The sequence below is a fragment of the Denitrificimonas caeni genome, assembly GCF_905120345.1.
Lineage (GTDB): Bacteria > Pseudomonadota > Gammaproteobacteria > Pseudomonadales > Pseudomonadaceae > Denitrificimonas > Denitrificimonas caeni_A.
Genome location: NZ_CAJHOA010000007.1, coordinates 1 through 22,009, shown reverse-complemented (window position 1 = coordinate 22,009; position 22,009 = coordinate 1). Strand labels below are relative to the sequence as shown.

The 22,009-nt window shown below is 47.9% G+C and carries 25 protein-coding genes; 13 read left to right on the top strand and 12 right to left on the bottom strand.

The genetic code is table 11. The features are described from left to right. Positions 1 to 6: 6 nt before the first annotated feature. The 4 genes from hisB (at position 7) to hisF (ending at position 2,874) form a co-directional block, all read left to right on the top strand. Positions 7 to 600 (top strand): imidazoleglycerol-phosphate dehydratase HisB, encoded by a 594-nt coding sequence (hisB, locus tag JYJ62_RS12730; protein WP_205342610.1) that lies wholly within the window; start codon positions 7 to 9, stop codon positions 598 to 600. Beyond that, positions 600 to 1,238 (top strand): imidazole glycerol phosphate synthase subunit HisH, encoded by a 639-nt coding sequence (gene hisH / locus JYJ62_RS12725; RefSeq protein ID WP_205342609.1) that lies wholly within the window; start codon positions 600 to 602, stop codon positions 1,236 to 1,238. Before hisB ends, hisH begins: the two co-directional genes overlap by 1 nt. 51 nt (positions 1,239 to 1,289) lie before the next feature. Further along, positions 1,290 to 2,024, top strand: coding sequence for a 1-(5-phosphoribosyl)-5-[(5-phosphoribosylamino)methylideneamino]imidazole-4-carboxamide isomerase (hisA, locus tag JYJ62_RS12720; RefSeq protein ID WP_205342608.1), 735 nt, complete (start codon positions 1,290 to 1,292; stop codon positions 2,022 to 2,024). A 79-nt stretch (positions 2,025 to 2,103) separates the two neighbouring features. Next, a complete protein-coding gene (hisF, locus tag JYJ62_RS12715; RefSeq protein ID WP_205342607.1) occupies positions 2,104 to 2,874 on the top strand; it encodes an imidazole glycerol phosphate synthase subunit HisF in 771 nt (256 codons plus the stop codon). A gap of 94 nt (positions 2,875 to 2,968) precedes the next feature. Here hisF and JYJ62_RS12710 read toward each other — a convergent pair whose 3' ends face one another. The 3 genes from JYJ62_RS12710 to gpmI form a co-directional block, all read right to left on the bottom strand. Then, on the bottom strand, positions 2,969 to 4,291 hold the full coding sequence (locus JYJ62_RS12710) for a S41 family peptidase (protein WP_205342606.1): 1,323 nt from the start codon (positions 4,289 to 4,291) through the stop codon (positions 2,969 to 2,971). A 31-nt stretch (positions 4,292 to 4,322) separates the two neighbouring features. Continuing rightward, positions 4,323 to 5,603: a murein hydrolase activator EnvC family protein gene (locus JYJ62_RS12705; RefSeq protein WP_205342605.1), complete on the bottom strand. Its 1,281-nt coding sequence runs from the start codon at positions 5,601 to 5,603 to the stop codon at positions 4,323 to 4,325. A gap of 130 nt (positions 5,604 to 5,733) precedes the next feature. After that, a complete protein-coding gene (gpmI, locus tag JYJ62_RS12700) occupies positions 5,734 to 7,269 on the bottom strand; it encodes a 2,3-bisphosphoglycerate-independent phosphoglycerate mutase (RefSeq protein ID WP_205342604.1) in 1,536 nt (511 codons plus the stop codon). A gap of 135 nt (positions 7,270 to 7,404) precedes the next feature. Between gpmI and JYJ62_RS12695 the strand changes: the two genes are divergently transcribed. The 5 genes from JYJ62_RS12695 to JYJ62_RS12675 all read left to right on the top strand — a co-directional run bounded on the left by JYJ62_RS12695 (position 7,405) and on the right by JYJ62_RS12675 (position 10,664). Continuing rightward, complete coding sequence (locus JYJ62_RS12695) at positions 7,405 to 7,830, top strand: rhodanese-like domain-containing protein (protein WP_205342603.1); 426 nt, start codon at positions 7,405 to 7,407, stop codon at positions 7,828 to 7,830. Position 7,831: 1 nt separating this feature from the next. Beyond that, positions 7,832 to 8,086, top strand: coding sequence for a glutaredoxin 3 (gene grxC / locus JYJ62_RS12690; protein ID WP_205342602.1), 255 nt, complete (start codon positions 7,832 to 7,834; stop codon positions 8,084 to 8,086). Between the two features lie 89 nt (positions 8,087 to 8,175). Next, positions 8,176 to 8,655: a protein-export chaperone SecB gene (gene secB, locus JYJ62_RS12685; RefSeq protein ID WP_205342601.1), complete on the top strand. Its 480-nt coding sequence runs from the start codon at positions 8,176 to 8,178 to the stop codon at positions 8,653 to 8,655. 77 nt (positions 8,656 to 8,732) lie between these two features. Beyond that, positions 8,733 to 9,638: a response regulator gene (locus JYJ62_RS12680; protein WP_205342600.1), complete on the top strand. Its 906-nt coding sequence runs from the start codon at positions 8,733 to 8,735 to the stop codon at positions 9,636 to 9,638. A 129-nt stretch (positions 9,639 to 9,767) separates the two neighbouring features. Further along, entirely contained in the window at positions 9,768 to 10,664 is an 897-nt protein-coding gene (locus JYJ62_RS12675) for a peptidoglycan DD-metalloendopeptidase family protein (protein WP_205342599.1), read from the top strand. 60 nt (positions 10,665 to 10,724) lie between these two features. Here JYJ62_RS12675 and ubiA read toward each other — a convergent pair whose 3' ends face one another. After that, positions 10,725 to 11,618 carry a 4-hydroxybenzoate octaprenyltransferase gene (ubiA, locus tag JYJ62_RS12670; RefSeq protein ID WP_205342598.1) on the bottom strand — a complete coding sequence of 298 codons (894 nt, stop codon included), beginning with the start codon at positions 11,616 to 11,618 and terminating at the stop codon, positions 10,725 to 10,727. A gap of 31 nt (positions 11,619 to 11,649) precedes the next feature. Then, positions 11,650 to 12,312 (bottom strand): chorismate--pyruvate lyase family protein, encoded by a 663-nt coding sequence (locus tag JYJ62_RS12665; protein WP_232365788.1) that lies wholly within the window; start codon positions 12,310 to 12,312, stop codon positions 11,650 to 11,652. Positions 12,313 to 12,457: 145 nt separating this feature from the next. Here JYJ62_RS12665 and JYJ62_RS12660 point away from each other — a divergent pair, with 145 nt between their 5' ends. Further along, positions 12,458 to 12,844, top strand: a complete 387-nt coding sequence (locus tag JYJ62_RS12660; protein ID WP_205342597.1) for an SCP2 sterol-binding domain-containing protein — start codon at positions 12,458 to 12,460, stop codon at positions 12,842 to 12,844. 45 nt (positions 12,845 to 12,889) lie between these two features. Here the strand turns inward: JYJ62_RS12660 and JYJ62_RS12655 are convergent, their stop codons facing one another. Next, complete coding sequence (locus tag JYJ62_RS12655; RefSeq protein ID WP_205342596.1) at positions 12,890 to 14,386, bottom strand: YifB family Mg chelatase-like AAA ATPase; 1,497 nt, start codon at positions 14,384 to 14,386, stop codon at positions 12,890 to 12,892. Positions 14,387 to 14,455: 69 nt separating this feature from the next. Next, complete coding sequence (locus JYJ62_RS12650; RefSeq protein WP_205342595.1) at positions 14,456 to 14,716, bottom strand: accessory factor UbiK family protein; 261 nt, start codon at positions 14,714 to 14,716, stop codon at positions 14,456 to 14,458. A gap of 305 nt (positions 14,717 to 15,021) precedes the next feature. On the opposite strand from JYJ62_RS12650, the gene glnK reads away from it, so the two are divergent. Then, positions 15,022 to 15,360 (top strand): P-II family nitrogen regulator, encoded by a 339-nt coding sequence (gene glnK / locus JYJ62_RS12645; protein ID WP_205342594.1) that lies wholly within the window; start codon positions 15,022 to 15,024, stop codon positions 15,358 to 15,360. Between the two features lie 383 nt (positions 15,361 to 15,743). Then, positions 15,744 to 16,058, top strand: coding sequence for a hypothetical protein (locus JYJ62_RS12640; protein ID WP_205342593.1), 315 nt, complete (start codon positions 15,744 to 15,746; stop codon positions 16,056 to 16,058). Positions 16,059 to 16,142: 84 nt separating this feature from the next. Here the strand turns inward: JYJ62_RS12640 and JYJ62_RS12635 are convergent, their stop codons facing one another. The 5 genes from JYJ62_RS12635 to uvrD form a co-directional block, all read right to left on the bottom strand. Next, positions 16,143 to 16,622 carry an acyl-CoA thioesterase gene (locus tag JYJ62_RS12635; RefSeq protein WP_205342592.1) on the bottom strand — a complete coding sequence of 160 codons (480 nt, stop codon included), beginning with the start codon at positions 16,620 to 16,622 and terminating at the stop codon, positions 16,143 to 16,145. A gap of 77 nt (positions 16,623 to 16,699) precedes the next feature. Continuing rightward, positions 16,700 to 17,107: an SMI1/KNR4 family protein gene (locus JYJ62_RS12630; protein ID WP_205342591.1), complete on the bottom strand. Its 408-nt coding sequence runs from the start codon at positions 17,105 to 17,107 to the stop codon at positions 16,700 to 16,702. Between the two features lie 88 nt (positions 17,108 to 17,195). Beyond that, the gene (locus tag JYJ62_RS12625; RefSeq protein WP_205342590.1) at positions 17,196 to 18,035 is read right to left on the bottom strand and encodes a Tim44 domain-containing protein; all 840 of its coding nucleotides are present in this window, start codon (positions 18,033 to 18,035) and stop codon (positions 17,196 to 17,198) included. A 117-nt stretch (positions 18,036 to 18,152) separates the two neighbouring features. Then, on the bottom strand, positions 18,153 to 19,250 hold the full coding sequence (locus JYJ62_RS12620; protein WP_205342589.1) for a TRAP transporter substrate-binding protein: 1,098 nt from the start codon (positions 19,248 to 19,250) through the stop codon (positions 18,153 to 18,155). Positions 19,251 to 19,290: 40 nt separating this feature from the next. Continuing rightward, positions 19,291 to 21,489 (bottom strand): DNA helicase II, encoded by a 2,199-nt coding sequence (gene uvrD, locus JYJ62_RS12615; protein ID WP_205342588.1) that lies wholly within the window; start codon positions 21,487 to 21,489, stop codon positions 19,291 to 19,293. Between the two features lie 265 nt (positions 21,490 to 21,754). Between uvrD and JYJ62_RS12610 the strand changes: the two genes are divergently transcribed. After that, complete coding sequence (locus JYJ62_RS12610) at positions 21,755 to 21,946, top strand: hypothetical protein (RefSeq protein WP_205342587.1); 192 nt, start codon at positions 21,755 to 21,757, stop codon at positions 21,944 to 21,946. The last annotated feature ends 63 nt before the right edge of the window (positions 21,947 to 22,009 follow it).

The following is a 22,009-nucleotide window of genomic DNA, read 5'->3' as shown; positions in this document are numbered from 1 at the left end:
TAAATCATGACCGAACGTAAGGTTTCTGTTGAACGTAATACACTTGAGACCCAAGTTAAGGCCACAATTAATTTAGATGGCACTGGCGAGGGACGTTTTGCAATTGGTGTGCCTTTTTTAGAGCACATGCTTGATCAAGTTGCGCGCCATGGTTTGATCGACTTAGATATTGAGTGCACCGGTGACTTGCATATTGATGATCACCACACCGTCGAAGATGTGGGTATCACGATTGGTCAAGCTTTTGCGAAAGCGGTCGGTGATAAGCGTGGTTTGCGCCGTTATGGTCACTCCTATGTGCCGATGGATGAAGCGCTGTCACGTGTTGCTTTAGATTTTTCTGGCCGTCCTGGTTTGCAAATGCATGTGCCATTTACTCGCGCAGTCGTTGGCGGCTTTGATGTGGATTTATTCCAAGAGTTCTTCCAAGGTTTTGTCAACCATGCTCAGGTGACTTTGCATATTGATAACTTACGTGGCATCAACACTCACCACCAGATTGAAACAGTGTTTAAGGCTTTTGGCCGTGCGCTGCGAATGGCAGTGGAAATTGATCCACGTATGGAAGGTCGCATGCCATCTACTAAAGGCAGCCTGTGATGCAAACCATCGCCGTAATTGATTACGGGATGGGTAACTTACACTCTGTCGGTAAGGCGCTCGAGCATGTTAGTTCTGCGCGAGTGCAAATCACCAGTGATCCACAAGTGATCCGCGATGCTGATCGTATTGTCCTGCCCGGTGTCGGTGCAATTCGCGACTGTATGGCGGAAATGGCGCGGCACCAGTTGCTCGATGTGATCCGTGAGGTCAGCAACGACCGTCCTTTTTTAGGGATTTGTGTCGGTATGCAAGCTTTACTCGATAGCAGTGAAGAGAATGGTGGGGTGGACTGTCTAGGCTTATTTCCTGGGCGAGTACGTGCTTTCGGTCCAACGCTGTATCAAGGCGAGCAGCACTTAAAAGTGCCGCATATGGGCTGGAATACTGTTGAGCAACGTTTGCCGCACCCGTTGTGGCATAACATTGCTGATCACACGCGCTTTTATTTTGTGCACAGTTACTATGTTGAGGCTGATAACTCACGCCAAGTGGCCGGTAGTTGTCAGTATGGCGTCGAATTTGCGGCTGCCTTGGCTGATGGAGCACGCTTTGCTGTGCAATTTCATCCAGAAAAAAGCCATACTCATGGTTTGCAACTTTTACAAAATTTTGTGGCTTGGGATGGGCGCTGGTAGCGTCAGGTTCTGAGTTGATTAATTACTTTAACCGTTAGGCAGGCTGATTTAATGCTGATTATTCCCGCGATTGATTTAAAAGATGGTGCGTGTGTTCGACTGCGCCAAGGGCGTATGGAAGATTCTACTGTTTTTTCTAATGATCCAGTGGAAATGGCCGCGAAGTGGGTTGAGGCGGGTTGCCGTCGCTTACACTTAGTTGACTTAAATGGTGCTTTTGAAGGTCAGCCTGTGAATGGCGACGTGGTCAAAGCGATTGCGGCACGTTACCCTAATCTGCCGATTCAAATTGGCGGTGGTATTCGTAATTTAGACACCATTGAGCACTATGTGAGTGCTGGCGTCAGTTTTGTGATTATCGGTACCAAAGCGGTGAAAGAGCCTGAGTTTGTCGCTGAAGCGTGCAAAGCCTTCCCGGGTAAAGTGATTGTTGGCTTAGACGCGATGAATGGCTTTGTGGCAACTGATGGTTGGGCTGAAATCAGCGAGCTGCAAGTGGTTGATCTTGCTAAGCGCTTTGAAGCTGATGGTGTCTCCGCGATTGTCTACACTGATATTGCTAAAGACGGGATGATGCAGGGCTGTAACGTTGAGGCTACTGCTGCGTTAGCACGCGCTACCCGTATTCCAGTGATTGCTTCAGGCGGTATCCATCATATTGGTGATGTGCAATCTTTATTGGATGCACGCGCGCCTGGTATTGTTGGTGCTATTACTGGCCGAGCCATCTATGAAGGCACGCTGGATATTGCCGAGGCACAAGCCTTGTGCGATAGCTTCAAGTAATTCTTCTTAAAAAGCCCTTTTAAACAAGGGCTTTTTTTATAACAATACAGCAACTTAATCGAACTCTGTGGAGAGCAGCATGACGCTCGCGAAACGTATCATTCCTTGCCTTGATGTTGAAAATGGCCGTGTGGTAAAAGGCGTAAAATTTGAGAATATTCGTGATGCTGGCGATCCGGTAGAAATTGCCCGTCGTTATAACGAGCAAGGTGCTGATGAGATTACCTTTCTTGATATTACCGCCACGCTAGAAGGCCGTGACACCATGCTGCAAACTGTAGAGCGCATGGCCAGTCAGGTGTTTATTCCGCTCACTGTCGGTGGTGGCGTGCGCACCGTCAACGATATCCGTAACTTACTCAATGCTGGTGCGGATAAGGTCTCGATCAACTCAGCTGCAGTATTTACCCCTGAGTTTGTTCAGGAAGCGGCGCAACACTTTGGTTCGCAGTCGATTATTGTCGCGATTGATGCCAAGCAAGTTTCAGCTGTTGGTGAGCCGCCACGCTGGGAAATCTTCACTCATGGCGGTCGCAAACCAACTGGTATTGATGCGATTGAGTGGGCGAAAAAGATGGAAAGCTTCGGTGCCGGTGAAATTCTGCTGACCAGTATGGATCAAGACGGTATGAAGAATGGCTTTGATCTGGGGGTCACTCGCGCAGTCAGTGAGGCCGTCAATATCCCCGTGATCGCATCGGGTGGTGTGGGTAACTTGCAGCATTTAGCTGATGGTATTTTACTCGGTAAGGCTGATGCAGTATTAGCAGCGAGTATTTTCCACTTTGGCGAATACACTATCCAAGAAGCAAAAGCCTATTTAGCCAGCCAAGGTATTGTGGTGCGTTAAAGCTCACTAACCCTTGCTCGCACGAATAAAAAACGGCATCTGAGCGACGTGCTGAGATGCCGTTTTTTATTGCCTCCTGTGGGGCGAGTACAGATTACTTAGCGCTAGTGGTTTTCAGTACATTCATGCCTTTCAGCAAATTTATCGCCTGATTGATTTGGTAGTCTTCATCCTGCAAGCGTGGCTTTTTATCTTTATCCGCTGTGCCGCGCTTATCAGGGCCGCCATTACCGTTGCCCAAGTGGCCGGCTAAGTCAGCCTCTTTAATACCTAGAGAGCTGTCTTCTTGGCTGATTTTTGCTCGCTCCACGAGGATGTCTGGAACAATGCCTTGTGCCTGAATTGAGCGGCCTTTGGGCGTGTAATACAACGCTGTGGTCAGCTTCAGGGCGCGGTCGTTATTCAGTGGTAACACGGTTTGTACCGAGCCTTTACCAAAGCTATCAGTCCCCATCAATACGGCACGTTTATGGTCTTGCAAAGCACCTGCAACAATTTCTGATGCTGATGCACTGCCGCCGTTGATTAAGACAACCAGCGGTACGCCGGCACTGGCGTTAGCCGCATTAGCAGAAAAGCGCAACTCGGCATTGGCTAAGCGACCCTTGGTGTAGACGATTAAGCCAGAGCTAATAAAGTGATCGGTCACCTCGACTGCGGCTTGCAAGACACCACCCGGGTTATTGCGCAAGTCCAAGATCAACCCTTGCAGCGGCTGGCCTTTATTATCTTTCTTTAAACTGCTCAGCGCTTTCTCAACTTCGCTACCGGTATTGACTTGGAATTGGCTGATGCGCAGAAAACCATAGCCCTCTTCTAGCAGCTGGCTTTTTACGCTACGACTTTTAATCACTGCACGCTTGAGGTTGACATCAAAGGGTTTGCGGCCATCGCGTACGATGGTTAAACGAATACTGGTGTCAGGCTTGCCGCGCATTTTGTCGACGGCTTCCATTAAAGACAAACCCTTGGTGGGTTGATCATCAATTTTGATAATTAAATCCTGAGCTTCAAGACCTGCTGCAGCGGCAGGTGAATCATCAATCGGAGCAATGACTTGCAGCACGCCATCATCTAAGCCAACTTCAATGCCTAAGCCGCCGAACTCACCGCTGGTGCTTTCTTGCAGTTCACGAAAGGCTTCAGGTTCTAAATAACTGGAGTGGGGATCTAAATTGCTGAGCATGCCTTTAATGGCGTTCTCAAACAGAGTTTTATCGTCAATGGGCTCGACATAAGCCGTCTTTATCCGCTCTAAAACTTCGGCAAAGGTGCGCAGGTCATTGAGCGGCAAGACTTCGCTGGGAGCCGTTGCATCTGCAGAGTTGGGTACCGCAAGTGCTGGCGTATTGATCAAGCCCAATATCAGCAAAGTGCTTAATATAGCCGAAGCCAAAGATGTTTTAGTAAAGGGCATGACGTAACTCCTAGTTAGTTTTGGCATTCCATTAGCCTTGTGTGCGACACCACAATGTTGGGTTGGTCGGCTGACCTTTTTGTCGTATAGCAAAGTAGAGGGCTGCTTGGTCATTGCCGCCAGTATTACCCACGGTCGATATTGCTTGACCGGTTTGCACAATATCACCCGGGCTGCTTAATAGGCTTTGATTATGGCCGTAGAGGCTGAGGTAACCATCCCCGTGATCAACAATAATCAGTAATCCAGCACCGCGTAACCAGTCGGCGAATACTACACGACCTGAGTGGATGGCGCGTACTTGTGTGCCGGGTTGCGAGCTAATTAATACTCCGTCCCACTTGCTACGGGTATCACCGCGAGCGCTGCCGAAGTTGGCAATCAGACGGCCGTTCACTGGCCAAGGCAGTTTACCGCGGACACTGGCAAATGAGCCGCCGTTATGGGTGACTGCAGTGGACACCATGGGGCTTTTGGGCTGTTTGCTAGGGCTGCTGAATGGTCTGCTAGCAAGTAGCTCTTGTGCTTGCTGGCGTTGCTGTTCAGCGATGCGTTGTTGACGCTTACGTTCGGCTTCTTGCGCTTCCCTCGCTTGGCGTGCCAGTGTTTCTTCGATAGTTTTTAATACTTTATTCAGCGCGTCTTGATCGGTTTGCCGTGTTTTCAGTGATTGCGTTTCTTTACGTTGCTGCTGATCAAGCGTGGCGACTTTTTGCTGGCGTTGCTGACGTAACAGCTTAAGCGTTTCTTGTTTGCTAAGCAGAGCGTTTTGTTGTTCGGCGAGCGCTTTTTGTTGTTTGCTGATTTCTGTGGCAATGTCGTTTATTTGGCGCAAAGTATCATTAAATGTATTGATTTGTTGTTGGCGCGCTTTGCCAATATATTGATAGTAGGTCAGGTTGCGGGAGAATTTTTCCGGTTGCTGCTGATTCAATAATAATCGCAGCGGTTCTTGTTGGCCTGCTTGGTAGGCTGCGCGCGCTTGAATGGCAATCAATTCTTGCTGCTCAAGCCGTGAGTTTTTTAATTGAGTTTGCTGTTTCTGCAGTTCGAGTAGCTCTTGTGCAGTAGCTTTTTCCTGCTGTTTCAGCGTATTAACTTGCTTCTCTAGCTCGCCAATTTCAGTTTCGGTTTTTTTCAGAGCCTGTTCGGCAGTGGATTTTTCTTGCTGAATTTTGCTTAATTGTTTTTTCAGCTCAGCAATATCTTTTGCCGCCTGGGCAATCTGTTGTTGAGTTTGCGCACGTTGATCATCTGCCACGGCAACAGTGAATGCACAACTAAGTAAAATAAAGAGAAATGTGCGCAACATGGCGGAGATTAACCTGAACGAGACAAGGGTGTGATTATGCCTAAAAATAGCGCAGCACACAGCCTGCTAAGTTAGAAGATTAAACCCGAGTGTAGCGCTGAGTACAGTCACTACACTCGAGTTAGTCGTGTTATTTCAGCTCAACAATACTGCGACCTGTCATTTCAACGGGAATAGGTAAGCCCATCAGCGTCAACATGGTCGGCGCAACATCCGCCAATACACCACCGACACGCATGCTGGCAGGACGTTTGCCAACATAAATAAAAGGCACCGGCTCGCAGGTATGCGCAGTATGCGCTTGCCCAGTTGATTCATCCTCCATTTGTTCAACGTTGCCATGGTCGGCGGTAATAAGCGCTTCACCACCAACCTTATCTAGAGCCGTAACAATACGTCCTACACATGCATCGAGGCACTCTACAGCTTGTACGGCAGCGGAGAACACACCCGTGTGACCCACCATATCGCCGTTGGCATAGTTGACGACGATGACGTCATACCGCTGTTTTTCAATGGCTTCAACAATGCGGTCAGTGACTTCAGGTGCGCTCATTTGCGGCTGTAAATCATAGGTGGCGACATTCGGTGATGGAATTAAAATACGCTCTTCTCCAGCGAAAGGCTGCTCACGACCGCCAGAAAAGAAGAAGGTAACATGGGCGTACTTTTCTGTTTCGGCAATACGCAGCTGGGTTTTACCAAGATTAGCCAAGTATTCACCCAGTACATTAACCAATGCTGTGGGGGCAAAGGCGCTGGGTGCGGGTAAATTAGCAGCGTACTGAGTGAGCATCACAAATTGACTCAGTTGTGGCAGACGTTGACGATTAAACCCAGAGAAATCTTGATCTAAAAAGGCATGGCTGAGCTCGCGTGCGCGGTCAGCACGAAAGTTCATAAAGATCACGCTATCGCCATCCTCCATTCGCACTGGCTCACCAATGCTGGTGGCTTTAACAAACTCATCCGACTCCTCGCGAGCATAGGACTCAGCCAATGCCGCAGTAGCACTAGCGGCTTGATGAATGCCTTGGCCGTCTACCAACAACTGCCACGCTTGTTCGACACGATCCCAACGATTGTCACGATCCATCGCATAGTAGCGACCAATCAGGCTGGCGATACGGCCTTTGCCCAGCTTGGCGCACGCCGCTTCAATCGCATCAATCGACGGCTGTGCGCTACGTGGCGGGGTATCGCGACCATCTAGGAAGGCATGTAAATAAATTTTTTCAGCACCGCGTTGTGCGGCCAGCTCAAGCATTGCAATGAGGTGATCTTGATGACTGTGTACACCGCCTTCAGAGAGTAAACCTAAAATATGCACGGCTTTGCCATGCTCTACCGCTTGGTCGACTGCTTTGCTAAGTGCCGGATTAGTGAAAAAATCACCATCCTTAATGGCTTTAGTGATTCGGGTAAAATCTTGATACACCACGCGTCCAGCGCCGAGGTTCATATGGCCGACTTCAGAGTTACCCATTTGTCCGTCGGGTAAACCGACATCCATACCACTGCCAGAAATTAGGCTGTTGGGATATTGCGCCCGCAATTGGTCATAGACGGGGGTATTAGCGCTGTAAATGGCGTTGTAGTCAGGGCAGTCGCTATGACCAAAACCGTCGAGAATAACCAGAACTAGAGGTTTAGGCGTGGCATGCATAAGGATTAGCTCGCAAGTAAATGACAGAATATAGGCTAAGTTTAGCTGGATGTGCTCGGCGCGTCATTGTTAGTGGTTCAGAGAATGCGTAGGTCTGTGTATACTTTGCCAATTCTAACGCTTTGGATACTAATTATGATTGCTGACACGCTTGCCAAGTTTCTTGAGTTTATTACTGTTCACTATGTGCTCAGCGGCGCATTTTTAGTGCTTGTTGTCCTGCTTATCCTGCAACAGGCCCGTAACTCGGGGCGCAATTTAAGTTCGCGTGAACTCACTGCTATGGTGAATCGAGATGAGGCATTTATCATCGATATCCGACCGAAGAAAGAGTTTGCAACAGGACATATTGTTGGTTCAGTCAATATCAGCAATGATCAGCTGAAAACCCGAATGGCTGAGCTTGAAAAGCATAAAGATAAAACTATTATTGTGGTCTGTGCTTCTGGCATTAATGCCGGTGCAGCGTGTTCAGAACTGAAAAAGGCAGGCTTTACTGTGGCACGCTTATCCGGTGGTATTACGGGCTGGCGCAGTGAAAACCTGCCTGTGGTGAAATAAAATGGCTAAAGTAATGATCTATTCAAGTGACTGGTGTCCTTTCTGCATTCGGGCAAAAAATTTGCTCAGCAGTAAAGGCGTCGCTTTTGAAGAAATAAAAGTGGATGGTAAAGCTGATTTGCGTGCGCAAATGGTTGCAAAAGCTAAGCGTACATCAGTACCACAAATTTGGATTGATGAGCTGCATGTCGGCGGTTGCGATGAGCTTTTTGCGCTTGAGCGTGCTGGTAAACTAGACTCTCTATTAGCCAGCTAGAAAACCATTCGTCGTTACTGTACAAGATGCGCTAGTTTATTAGATAAGCAGTTCATTTAACTATTATAGAATTAAGGGGAAAAACACCGATGAGCGAACACAACAACACTGTAGCTGCACAGGAAGAGCCAACTTCACAGTTTTCTTTACAGCGCATTTATGTCAAAGATTTATCTTTTGAAGCACCAAAAAGCCCAGAGATTTTTCGTGAAGAGTGGAATCCTAGCATTGAGCTGGACCTTAATACCCGTCAGCGCGGTTTAGAAGGCGATTTCCATGAAGTAGTCCTGACTTTAACCGTGACCGTTAAAACGGGTGAAGAAGTGGCTTTTATTGCTGAAGTTCAGCAAGCGGGTATTTTCCTGATTCAAGGTCTAGATGCTGCTTCTAAAGGGCATGCACTGGGCGCATTCTGTCCAAATATTTTATTCCCTTATGCGCGTGAAACTTTAGATAGTCTAGTGGTGCGTGGCTCTTTCCCTGCTCTGATGCTGGCTCCTGTTAACTTTGATGCGCTCTATGCGCAAGAGTTACAGCGCATGCAAGCCGGTGCAGACGTTCAAGCTTAAGTCTCGAATACTCTAGCGTTTATGGAGCATGCTCGATAAGCGCTAGCGGCGCTATGGTTGTAGGGTTGGGGGTATCAGTGAGTAAAGTGAATGTGCTGGTTGTTGATGATGCCTCGTTTATTCGTGACTTGATTAAGAAAGGTCTGCGTAGCTATTTTCCCGGTATTCAAATTCAAGAAGCCGTGAATGGGCTGAAAGCGCAACAGATACTCTCAACGCAAGATTTTGATTTGATTTTGTGCGATTGGGAAATGCCAGAAATGAGCGGTCTAGAGCTGCTTGAGTGGTTCCGCCAGCAGCCGCAGTTTAAGACTGTGCCGTTTATTATGGTGACCAGCCGTGGCGATAAAGACAATGTCGTACAAGCCATTCAGGCGGGTGTGACCGACTACGTTGGTAAGCCTTTTACTCAAGAGCAGTTAACCAGCAAGGTCACTAAAGCTCTAACGCGTAGCGGGCGGTTAGCGGCATTAACAGCCTCTGCTCCGAGCAAAATATTGAGCACAGGTGTGGCGAATGACTCTTTATCGGTGTTAACTGGACAGACGTCTGTCGCGCCATCAGTCTTAAAAAAGCCGACTAGCTCACCTTTACTCGCTGCTTCTCTAACACCGGTTTCTGCAGCAACAAGCAGTAGTACGGTACGTGAACAAGGCCAAGGTCGGTTGCGTTTATCTAACGGTGAGTTTGCTTGCGTGATTAAAGCGCTAAGTTTGAAGGATGCACTGGTGGTGGTTAAACGTGGTAACACCTTACCGCAGATTTTGGACAGCGCTGTACTCGATTTAGAGCAAGGCGAAGAAGCTGAAGTGGCGCGTCTTAATGCTTATGTGCACGCCGTTAGTGCATTAGAATCACGACCTGATAGTGAATGGTTGCAAGTGACGTGCCGTTTTGTCGACAGTGATCCTAAGAAGATGGATTACTTATCGCGTTTAATTGCACGCGGCACCACACAACGGCATTTTTCTCCCAGCGCATAAGTGCGATTATGCTTTAAACGAATAGTAGCCTGTGGTTCAGTTCATCTGGGCATATTTTCTTTGATTGCGTTCTAACATCACTGCGAGCGCTACTATATTGCCTTGCAAGGCATATTTTGGGCATAGATTATGTGTAAAAAAATTCTGCTGCTGACACTTTTAACGCTACTGAGTGGTCAGAGCTTTGCTTTCACTGTTTATAAATACACCGATGAAAATGGTGTTGTAACTTATACAGATAAAGCCAAAACAGGCGCTCAAGTATTTGTCTTTAACGACCGTATGGTTGAGCGCCTCAATAATGATGTAAAGCTGGAAACCAAGAAGCACGCCGTAGGTGAAACGCTGCTGGTGCGCAATGATTTATATGCGCCAGTGGAAATTGAATTAACCCTTGAAAAGCAAATTAATCTTGCGGGTGAGATGAAGTCACCGATTCGTTTGGTGATACCAGCACGCAGTAAAAGTAATGTATTAACCTTGGTACCTACAGACGCAGCTCGGTCGATGCATTACACGCCTAAGCTGCGTTATGCCTTAGGTGATCCAGGCTTATTACCTACGACTGATCAATATCCCCTGCCGTGGCGCGGTGGCCCATTTCGCTTAACTCAAGGCGCGAATGGTAAGTACAGCCACTTCACCCCTAAAGGTCGTTATGCGCTAGATATCGCTATGCCTGAAGGCACGCTGATTGTGGCAGCCCGCGCAGGCGTTGTGGTGACCACTGAAAGCCAACAAACTGGGCGCGGAAATAATCCAGCCGGCAATTTTGTACGTATTTTGCATGACGATGGAACCATGGGTGTGTATTTGCACTTGCAAACAGACTCAGTTAGCGTCAGCGAGGGCCAGCGCGTAGAACAAGGTCAGCTGTTGGCGCGCTCTGGTAATACCGGCAACAGTACTGGGCCACATTTACATTTTGTGGTGCAACGTAATGTCGGACTGGCCGTTGAGTCCATTCCTTTTGACTTTAACCAGCCGATTAACAGCTTGCCTAACTTTGCCGTGGGCGGCGAGTAACAGGCATTTAATACGGCCTGTTGGGCATGTCATTTTGCTTGGGATCTTGGATGAGTAGGTTTAAGCTGCAAAAGCATAATGCGCAACAATACCCAAAAAGATAGTAAAGCCGGCCCAGTGATTGTGCAAAAATGCCTCTAGTGAGGATTGTGCATCGCGTTGACGCGTATGGATAAACTCCCAAGCAAAACAAGCGACAGCAGCCAGTAAGCTCAGATAAAAATAACCGCCTAAGGCAAAACTATTACCTGCGAGCAGCAGTAATAATACAGCAGCGCTTTGTAAGCTTAGAATAATCGTCCGATCTGCTGTGCCAAAGAGTACCGCGGTGGACTTCACTCCGATTTTTAAATCATCCTCGCGGTCGCTCATTGCATAGTAGGTATCGTAGGCAATGGTCCACAACAGATTAGCACTATAAATGAGCCAAACGGCTGCAGGAACTGAGCCTGTCTCGGCGCTAAAGGCTAATAAAATACTGCATGAATAAGCAGCACCTAACGCCACCTGAGGGTAATAGGTGTAGCGCTTAGTAAAAGGATAGAGCGCGGCTAAGCCAACAGCCAGAAAGGCCCAATAGAGGGTTTGGCTGTTGGTGAAGAGCACTAAGCAAAAACTGATAGCAATTAAAATAGCAAAAGTGATTAACGCTTCTTTAGCGCTGACGCGTCCAGTGACAATCGGGCGGTTCTTGGTGCGCGCAATATCACCATCAATACCGCGATCGGCAAAGTCATTGATCGCGCAGCCCGCTGAGCGCATTAAAATAACGCCAAGAACAAAAATAACTACATTTTTAACACTGGGCGTGCCATCGCCGGCAATCCATAGCGCCCATAGTGTCGGCCAGAGCAATAGATAGATACCAATGGGACGATCTAAGCGCATCAACTGAATAAAATCCCAAGCTCGAGGGTGTAGACGATTAAAGGACTTAAGCAGTTTGATATACATAAAAGACTCCGCGGTATGGGGTTGGCTGAGTTTAACGTGGATTAAAACGATTAAAGTCTGAGTGGCCAGTATCTTGCCAAAGTTGTGGTAGAAAAACCTCAGCGACCAGTACGCCCAATCCTTGATTTTGGAAGCGTGAGCGTCGAGCCCATAATTGAGTCGTATGTGTAGCATGCTGTTGAGCCTGCAAGGGCAGTTGCAGAGGTGATATCTGACAGATGTGCATCGTGCCACGGCTAAAGGCTTGGTGGCTAAATAATAGTTCTCCCAGTGAGCGAGTGCCCAACTGGCTGATATCAAAATCTGAGTCGTGCAGCTCTGTTTGACTGGCCACGCTACGAGCAAAGACCCAAGGTTGCGTGCCATCACATAAAAAAACCTCGCGTACCCAGCCACAGCTGCTGCTAGCGATGTTTAATGCCTGGCACTCATCGTCTGTCAAGGTTTGCCAACCTTGCGCCAGCAACTGTACCGTGAAGCTGCTGTGGCATAATTGCGTCAGGCGTTGGGTTAGCGAGCCTTGATCAAACAGCCAGTCATTTAATGCGGCGACCGCGGTTGGGTTGGTGTGCCAGTCAGTGGCAGTAGTGATTGAGGTATTGGAGAGCACAGTGCTGCTTACTTGCTGAAAATATGCTGCCAGTTTAGCACGCATTAATCGATGATTTGCGTCCAACTGTTCGTGGATCAACACGGCTTAATGCTGTTGTTAAGGCATGAGTGCACAGAAATACGTTGCTGATAGTAAAAATCATAGCGAAATTGTAACGTGGCTCTGGTCAGTATGTGACTATCGTGCGATCCTTGGTCGATATTTATTGGCTTATTGGAACTGTTTAATGAAATTTCGTTTTTTACTCTGGATGCTTGGTCGGATGATGAAGAAGGCCAGCAAAACTAATCCTGCTTTTCAACAGCAGCTGGACGGTAAAGACTTAACCTTTATGTTGCATACTTTGGATGGCAAGGTTGCGCGGCATTTTGTGGTGAAAAATAATCGTTTAGAAAGCCGCTCAGGTGTGGCGCACGAGCCGGCATTTTCGATTGGCTTTAAAGATGCCGCCTTTGGTTTTGCCACAATGAATGCGAAAAACAAACAGTTGGCATTCATGCAGGGCATTCAAGATAAAAATATTCAGATTCAAGGCAATACCATGTTAGTGATGTGGTTTCAGGGCTTAATGAAGTATTTAGTACCCAAGAAGCCTAAGCCTAAAGCTGACTAAGTCTGTTGAGCAGCGCACTTATTGCAAGCGTGCTGCTGTTTGTTGTTATTGCTGCTCGTTAAATCTATATTGCAACGCCTCGGCGAGATGACTACGAGCAATGGTCACGGTGTTTTCTAGATCGGCTAAGGTTCGTGCTACTTTCAACACGCGATGAGTCGCGCGTAATGATAAGTTTAAACGCTCGCTGGCTTGCTCAAGCCAAATACGGTCCTCATCCTGTAACTGACAGTGCTGGTGTAAAGAATTTAAGTCCAGTTGCGCATTACTGCAACCTTGGCGCTTTAGCTGCCTATCGCGTGCGGCACAGACTTGTTTAACCGCTTCTGCAGAGCTGAGTCCCTGCTCTTTCGGCTGACTCAATGAGGTGGTTTCACGGGCGACGCTGATATGCAGGTCAATCCGATCGAGTAAAGGGCCAGACAGCTTATGGCGATAACGCTGTACTTGTTCTGGGCTGCAGCGACAACGGCCGTTGGGGTCTCCAAAATAACCACAAGGACATGGGTTCATCGCTGCGACTAATTGGAAGCGTGCTGGAAAACGCGCTTTGCTGTGGGCCCGGGCAATCACAATATAACCTGACTCTAAAGGCTCGCGCAGTACCTCAAGAACTTTGCGATCGAACTCAGGTAGCTCATCTAGAAATAAAATACCTTGGTGAGCTAAGCTGATTTCCCCGGGTTGTGGACGACTGCCGCCGCCGACTAAAGCAGGACCTGAGGCGCTGTGATGGGGTTGTCGAAAGGGCCGCTGTGGCCAGCCACGTAACGGCTCAATATTAACCACCGACTGTACTGCAGCGACTTCCAAAGCCTCTTGTTCAGTCAGCGGTGGTAATAGACCGGGGAGACGACTGGCCAGTAAGGTTTTTCCCGTACCGGGTGGGCCACTGAGTAATAAATTATGCCGTCCTGCAGCAGCCACTAGCAACGCACGTTTGGCTGCTGCTTGGCCTTGTACTTCGAGAAGGTCAGGGTAACTGGTGGCTTGTGGTAGTAAGCCTTGTGATTGATAAGGCTTTAAAACAGTTTGTTGATTAAAGTGACTGACCAACTCCAGCAAATGGTCAATCGCATAGACTTTTAAACCCGTGGCTAAACAGGCTTCTTCGGCATTGGCTAAGGCAACCACTAAAGCCCTTCCTGCAGCACGTGCTGCTAGCGCTGCTGGTAGCACACCACGCACGGGGCGCAGATGACCAGAGAGGGCCAGTTCTCCTAAACACTCAAAACCATCAAGACAACCGCCGGGCAGTTGTGCACTGGCAGCCAATAAACCTAAGGCAATAGCTAAATCAAAACGGCCGCCCTCTTTAGGCAGATCAGCAGGCGCTAAATTAAGAGTGATACGCTTGCGTGGGAACTCAAGTGCGCTATTTAAAATCGCACTGCGTACGCGGTCTTTGCTTTCGCGTACGGCTGTTTCGGGTAAGCCAACAATGGTTAGCGAGGGTAAACCGTTGGTTAGATGAATTTCTACACTAACAGCAGGCGCTTCAACACCAATTTGTGCACGGCTGTGAATAATAGCGAGTGACATAGATCCTCCTTGATCTTCATTACAGAGCAGCTTTATCTGGCAAGCGGCTAACCGGGTGTTGCTTATATATTAAGGTGCAGTGTGTCTTAGCTGCTCTTCCAGAGCAGCAACTGTGCTTTCCAGCGCTTCTAAACGGGCACGGGTACGCGCCAGAACAACCATTTGGCTGTCAAACTCTTCCCGACTGACTAAGTCGAGCTTGCTAAAGGCGCTTTGTAATAGTGCTTTAAGCTGCGCTTCAACTTCAGCACGTGGTAGCGGATTTTCACTGCCCAGCAAACGTGCGGCATGGGTACTGATACTGTCAAATAAGGCCTTAGGCGGTAACATAAAAACATTCCTTAATCATGATGGTTTTAGTTTAGCACGTCAGCGCAGATATGAATGTCGATGAAAACTAAGAGAAGCGCTGCAATCTTGGGTATAATTTACAGTTACTGATAGGCTGTGCAGATGTTTTTACAAAAAAGCGTATTGTATTTCTGTGTCTGCTCAAATATTGTCAGTAGCTGCTGTTTCACTGACTGTATAAATGCGTGATGCGCGCCAGTCCAGATCCTTAATACGTAGATGCTGAGCCTAAGCATGTTAAAAATTGGCTTGAATGATAAGTCATTTAATCTCGGAGATACTGTATGAAATTAGTTACCGCCATCATCAAACCCTTTAAGCTGGATGATGTACGTGAAGCATTGTCAGAAATTGGCGTACAAGGTATTACAGTGACTGAAGTGAAAGGCTTTGGCCGGCAGAAAGGTCACACAGAGCTGTATCGTGGCGCAGAATATGTTGTTGATTTCTTACCTAAAGTGAAAATTGAAGTAGCGATTTCTGCTGCGCAGCTCGACCGTGTGATTGAGGCTATCAGCAAAGCTGCCAATACAGGCAAAATTGGTGACGGTAAAATCTTTGTGGTCAGCTTAGAGCAAGCTGTACGTATTCGTACTGGCGAAACGGGCTCCGACGCTATTTAATCAGATAAATTTTATCGGTTTACTGGGTGCGCGCTGCTCTTTAACGCTGTTTTACCCTGGTGTATCAATACGACTAAGGCGTAGCTCTTGTGGGGTTGCGCCTTAGTGCTTTTTACGGCTTATTATAGGCAACGCGCCGTCTAATCCAGCGGTTTTTAGAAATATTAAAAAAGAATTTATTATCGTGGTTATTTTCTTTTTATCACACTAGAATGCGCGCCCAACGCATAACCGGTGATTGCCAGTTGGCTGCTTTAAGTGCGCTGTGCACATCTTATTGCCATCCAGTATCGCTAGACATTATGCTAAACCCAATTTAGGCGCTAAATTTTTTTGGCGTTAGATTTAAAACTATCTTGCTGAAGGCAGGCTTGAGGTTGACTATGTTTGATGAAGAAATAGAAACAGAAGAATTAGATGCGGGCGATGATAGCGACGTTGATGCTGATGATTTAGATATCGACGACGTTGATGACGATGTCGAAGACGTTGATGATGTCGCTGACGATAGCGTTGATGATGGTTCTGATGCGGTGGTCACACCGTCACGCGCAAAAGCCAAGGCGGCGGTGAGTGTTGATGACTTGCCGTCTGTCGAAGCTAAGCAAAAAGAGCGTGATGCCTTAGCTAAGGCGATGGAAGAGTTTTTAGCGCGCGGTGGTAAGGTACAGGAAGTCGAAAACAATATTGATGTATAAAGCATGTGTAACTGACGCTTAATTGCAAACGACCCAGATCGAGAGTATCGGCTGGGTCGTTTGCAATCTGTACTTAGGTGACAGTTAGTCGCCTTTAAGTGCTTTATAGCGCTCGGCTAATTCAGCGCGAATTGCACGGCGCTCTTGCGCGTTAGCAAAGCGTCTGATTTCATCTTCACCGCGCGGTATCAGTTTAGGTACTTCAACTGTTTGCCCATTTTCATTAATCGCCACCATAGTAAAAAAGCAGCTATTGGTGTGTCTGACCAGCTTGTCACGAATATTTTCCGTGACTACTTTAATACCGACCTCTAAAGAGGTTCGCCCTGTGTAGTTTACTGTGGCCAGAAAAGTAACCAGCTCGCCGACATGAATAGGTTGACGAAAGGTGACTTGGTCGACCGATAGCGTGACGACATAGCTACCTGCATAACGACTGGCACAAGCATAGGCGACTTCATCTAAGTATTTGAGTAAGGTACCGCCATGCACATTACCAGAGAAATTGGCGTTATCTGGTGTCATTAAAACAGTCATGGTCAGTGTTGAAGATCCGGGTTCCATAGCGCTCTCTTTTTGTTGTGTTGGGTGCAATAAACCTATGCACTTGAAAAAGCAATGCTACCTTACTCTGATCTTACTTAGCTTTCCAGCCAGACGTCACGTACCCAATGCCAGACGCTTTCCCATGTCTCGTCGAGCATCTCCTGCGTCTCTGAGTCCCAAGCAAACACTTCTCCGTCTTCCTCGACGGCGTAATACAGCGGTGGGTCATAACAGACAGGCACCAAGTGGCGTGGTAAACCAAGATCCCACGCTGTAGCTGTCACGTCAGGCAAATAGGTATGAGAGTGAGGGTCGCTGGCGGTAACAGGCTCGAGGCGGCCATAAACAACGTCGCTGACGGTCAATAGAAATTCGCGTAAAGCAAAAGGTAGGTGAATCAAAATTTGCTCTTGAATCTCTACGAGGGTTTCTTCTTCGGGTAGTTCTAACGCAACAGGGACAGGCTCATTACGCTCACGTAACTCGTCGATGACTTCTTCCACGGCATTCTCACTCGATTAATTGCGGGGCAGCATTGAATGCTTACAGCGGCGCCGTTAGAGGCTACCGCTGCAGATTCGTGTTGGAAATTTAAGCGTTTTGGCGAATGCCAGCGATTAACCAAGGTTGGTTGTCGCCCTGTTGACGCTCCATGCGCCAGCTTTCCGAGAAGGCTTCACCTTGATCAAAGCGTGACGTTTTCGCAACACCGTGGAAGGTCAACGTAGCAATGGTGACACCGTTTTCCTCATCAACACCATCCAGTTGTAAGCTCAGGTCGTCAATATAGGTGGACTGCATCTCGTCACCGAGGCTGCTGCGCTCATTGGTTAAGAATGTCAGCATTTCCGGAGTAACGAACTCGGCAATCTGTTCCATCTCATTGGCATCCCAATGCTGTTGCAGAGAATTAAAATGGCCTTCTGCCGCTTGTAAAAAGCTGCTTTCATTAAACCAGGCAGGGGCATTGATCACTGGCTTTACAGTCGCTGCGGCTGACGCGGTACTGCCAAAGATATTTTGTGTTGGCGTATGTGCTTCACGTTGCATAGCTGGACCACCAGCGGTCGCTGCTTGCGGCATTTGCCTGCGACGGCTGGCAATCAGCTTAAAGATGACAAAAGCAATCAGGCCAAAAATCAGCATATCCATGATTTGTAAGCCTTCAAAGGCTCCACCCATAAACATAGAGGCCAGCAGGCCGCCAGCAGCAAGGCCCATTAACATACCGCCGATGCCTGGTCTGGCACCAGCCGCTGCCGCTTGTTTACCCGGTGCTTGTGTTGCAGCAGGTTTTTGCTGTTGTTGTTGTGTTTGACGGTGCTTCATTGATCCAAATGATTTGCCACCACCAAAACGACGTGCGTCAGCGTCTAAGCTGAACGTTAAGCCTAAGCACAGGGCTAAGGCAATACTGAGAAAACGTTGCATATAAAGTACCTTTTTATTGTCAGTTAATTTAATAGGTCGGCACTGGTGCATGCTGCGCGTGCTGACAGGAGTAGGGTTATGACATCAGTGCTCTCTACTAAGAGCAAGCCGCGACAGTTAATCACGCCAGTTATACAATTCTTTTTCTGATATTTCGTGCATCAGAGTGATTTGTTTCTGGAACGCTTGCATGGAATCCCAAATACGCTGGTTCAGATCACTTTTACTGGCTAGGTTATCCAGTACTTTAGCTGACTCTGCTTGCATTGCTTGCAATACTTCATCAGGGAAGCGGCGCAATTGTACATCCGCCTCTTTAAGCTCAGCTAAGGCGCGAGCATTGTTCCAAGTAAAGTCATCGAGCATATCGGCGTTACCTGCACGAATGGCTTCAGTGACGATAGCTTGCAGATCACTCGGTAAGCTGTCCCATGCTGCTTGATTAATAATCAGCTCCAGCACCGCTTGTGGTTCTTGCCAGCCGGGGTAGTAATAGTATTTGGCCGCTTTATGCAAACCAAAGGCTAAGTCGTTATACGGGCTCACCCAGTCTGATGCATCAATCGCATTGGTTTGCAGTGCGGTAAATACTTCGCTACCTGGCAGATTGACCGTGGTTGCGCCTAAGTGATTGAGAACTTCGCCGCCTAAACCTGGCATGCGAATTTTTAAACCTTTAAGGTCATCTAAGCTATGAATTTCTTTGTTAAACCAGCCGCCCATTTGCATACCGGTGTTACCAATAGCGAAGGGCTTAACGCCAAACGGGGCATAGGCTTCTTCCCATAGCTTCAAACCGTCACCTTTATGCAGCCACGCATTCATCTCAATGGCTGATAAACCAAAGGGTACAGAGGTAAAAAATTGTGCGGTATCTGTTTTACCTTTCCAGTAGTAGGCTGCGCCATGGCCCATTTGTGCAGTGCCACGGGAGACCGCATCAAACACTTCCAGTGGCGGCACCAGCTCACCACCGGCGTAGACTTTAATGGTCAAACGACCCTTACTCATACTGTTGATACGTTCAGCCACGCGTTCAGCAGAGGTGCCTAAGGCGGGGTAGTTTTTCGGCCAAGCCGTCACCATTTTCCAAGTGAATGTTTCTTCTGGGATAGCAACGCTATCTGCTTGACTGGCTGGCTCTTGGTTGCAGCCCAGTAGGGTAAAGCAAGCCGTGATAATGGCTGCAAAAGTAAAGCTCTGACTATGCTTCATGTAGGGTCCTCGTTGAGCTCAATATAAAAGTGGATGATCGTTATAATGGTTGCAGTTTGGCATACGCCACCATCAGCCATTTGATACCGTCGTTAGCGAAGTTAACTTGTACACGTGCTTGCGCGCCAGCGCCTTCAAAATTCAAAATAACCCCTTCACCAAATACCGTGTGGCTGACGAATTGGCCAAGCTTGAATTCTGTTTGTGGTATTTCTGTACCACTAAATAGGCTACTGGTAGCGTGTTGCACCTGACGGTTGCTGTGATACGGACGGCTGACACTATTATTCATCCGCACTTCTTGTAAGAGTTCGGATGGGATTTCACGAACAAAACGCGAGACTTTGTTGTACGTTTCAGAGCCGTATAGACGTCGTGTTTCGGCACACGTCAGATACAGTTGTTGCATGGCGCGGGTAATACCCACATAGGCTAAGCGCCGCTCTTCTTCTAAACGACCGGGTTCTTCTAGGCTCATTTTGTGTGGAAACAAGCCTTCTTCCATACCGGCAATAAAGACAATCGGAAACTCCAGACCTTTAGCGCTATGCAAGGTCATCAGCTGCACCGCCTCGGTAAACTCATCAGCTTGGGTGTCGCCGGCTTCCAGTACCGCATGGTCTAAAAAAGCCACCAGTGGCGGTAAGTCATCGTCGAGATCGTCATTCTTTTTGAAGTTGCGCGCTGCGCTGACCAGCTCCTCAAGGTTTTCCACACGTGCTTGGCCTTTTTCGCCTTTTTCTTCTTGGTGATACTTGATCAGGCCCGATTGCTCTATAACGATTTGCGCGACGGCATGTAATTCGCAATCGTGGGTCTGGATGGCTAATTGCTCAATCAAATCAACAAAACCCTGTAGGGCATTACTGGCGCGCCCCGCTAGAGCTTTTTGGCTAATCAACAACTGCATCGCTTGCCATAACGACACGTCGTGTTCGCGTGCTGCTTGGCGGACTGTTTCGATGGTTTTTTCACCAATACCACGGGTCGGTACATTGATGACTCGCTCAATTGCACCGTCATCATGACGGCTACGTAATAAACGCAGATAAGCTAAGGCGTTTTTAATTTCCAAGCGCTCAAAAAAGCGCTGGCCGCCATAAATACGGTAGGGCACTGCCGCACTTAATAATGCTTCCTCTAGAACACGAGACTGAGCGTTGGAGCGGTATAAAATAGCAATATCACTGCGTGCTAGCTCACCTTTACGTAGCGCTTGCTCAATGCACTCAACGATATAACGCGCTTCATCATATTCGTTATAGGCGTTATAGAGGCTGATGGGTTCGCCGTCAGCACCTTCTGTCCAGAGTTCTTTGCCAAGCCGACCTTGGTTGTTATCGATTAAAGCGTTGGCGGCTTTGAGGATATTGGCAGTAGAACGATAGTTTTGTTCGAGACGAATACTTTGCGTATTTACAAAGTCGCTGGAGAACTGTTGGATGTTTTCAATTTTTGCGCCACGCCAGCCGTAGATGGATTGGTCGTCATCACCAACCACCATTAAGCTTTTGCCGCCTTGTGCCAGTAAACGTAACCACGCGTATTGTACGGCGTTGGTATCTTGAAATTCATCGACGAGAATGTGTTGAAAACGTTGTTGGTAATGCTGCAGCAGACCTGGGTTGTCACGCCATAAATCTAGAGCACGAAGCAAGAGTTCGGCGAAATCAATAGCGCCAGCACGTGCGCAAGCCGCCTCGTAAGCCGTATAGATCTGCAGCATGGTGGCGAGAAATAGATCGCCACCGGCTTGAATGTGCTGCGGGCGTAAGCCTTCGTCTTTTTGTCCGTTAATAAACCATTGCGCTTGGCGTACTGGCCAGCGTTGTTCATCCAGCTGCAGTTCGCGCATCACACGTTTGAGTAAACGCTGTTGATCATCGCCATCAAGGATGCTGAAGCCTTCGGCTAAACCGGCTTCTTGCCAATGTGCACGTAGTAAACGGTGGGCTAGGCCATGGAAAGTACCAACCCACATGCCCGCAGGACTGATCCCAAGTAGGTCTTCAATGCGCAAGCGCATTTCCGCAGCCGCTTTATTGGTAAAAGTGACCGATAAAATACTGTGTGGTGAGGCACCTTCAACTTGGATGAGCCAAGCAATACGGTGGACTAATACCCGTGTTTTACCGGAGCCAGCGCCCGCCAAAACACGTTGTTGACCAATGGGCGCAGCAACAGCTTCACGCTGGGCTTCGTTGAGGGCGTTTAATAAGTGTGAGATATCATCATGCATCAGAGTATTCTAGTGGGCGATACGATTAAGGGCAAACACAATGCAAGCATAAAAGCTTTTATGAGTTAAGCTGATGGTCTAGGGTTTATTCGCTCTGCGTAAGGTTTTTCGCATTCTGGGCTTGTGGACAGTAGGTCAATACGATTAATGTTGGCTGCTAAAAATTAAACGGATGTTTGCATGCTTTACATGGGCAACATTCAAACTCTACCTATCCACATAAGTTGAGACAGTGAAATGTCACGACATAACAATAAAACTGCTAATGGCAACGGATAAAAATATGCTGGAAAGTGGTACTTGTAAGCCTGCTTTTTGGAGACTTGATGCTGATAGTATTCGAGTGCTGTATCACGGCTTGCAGATTCCTACCGTATTGATGTTGGTTTGCGGTATCAGCGGCGTATGGTTATTACGCAACACCGCTCAGCTGGGTTTACTGAGACCCTGTAAATGATTCTGTGTAACTGCCAAGGTTAAATATAATCCGTTAAGCGGTCTTCAAATTCAATCATAAATC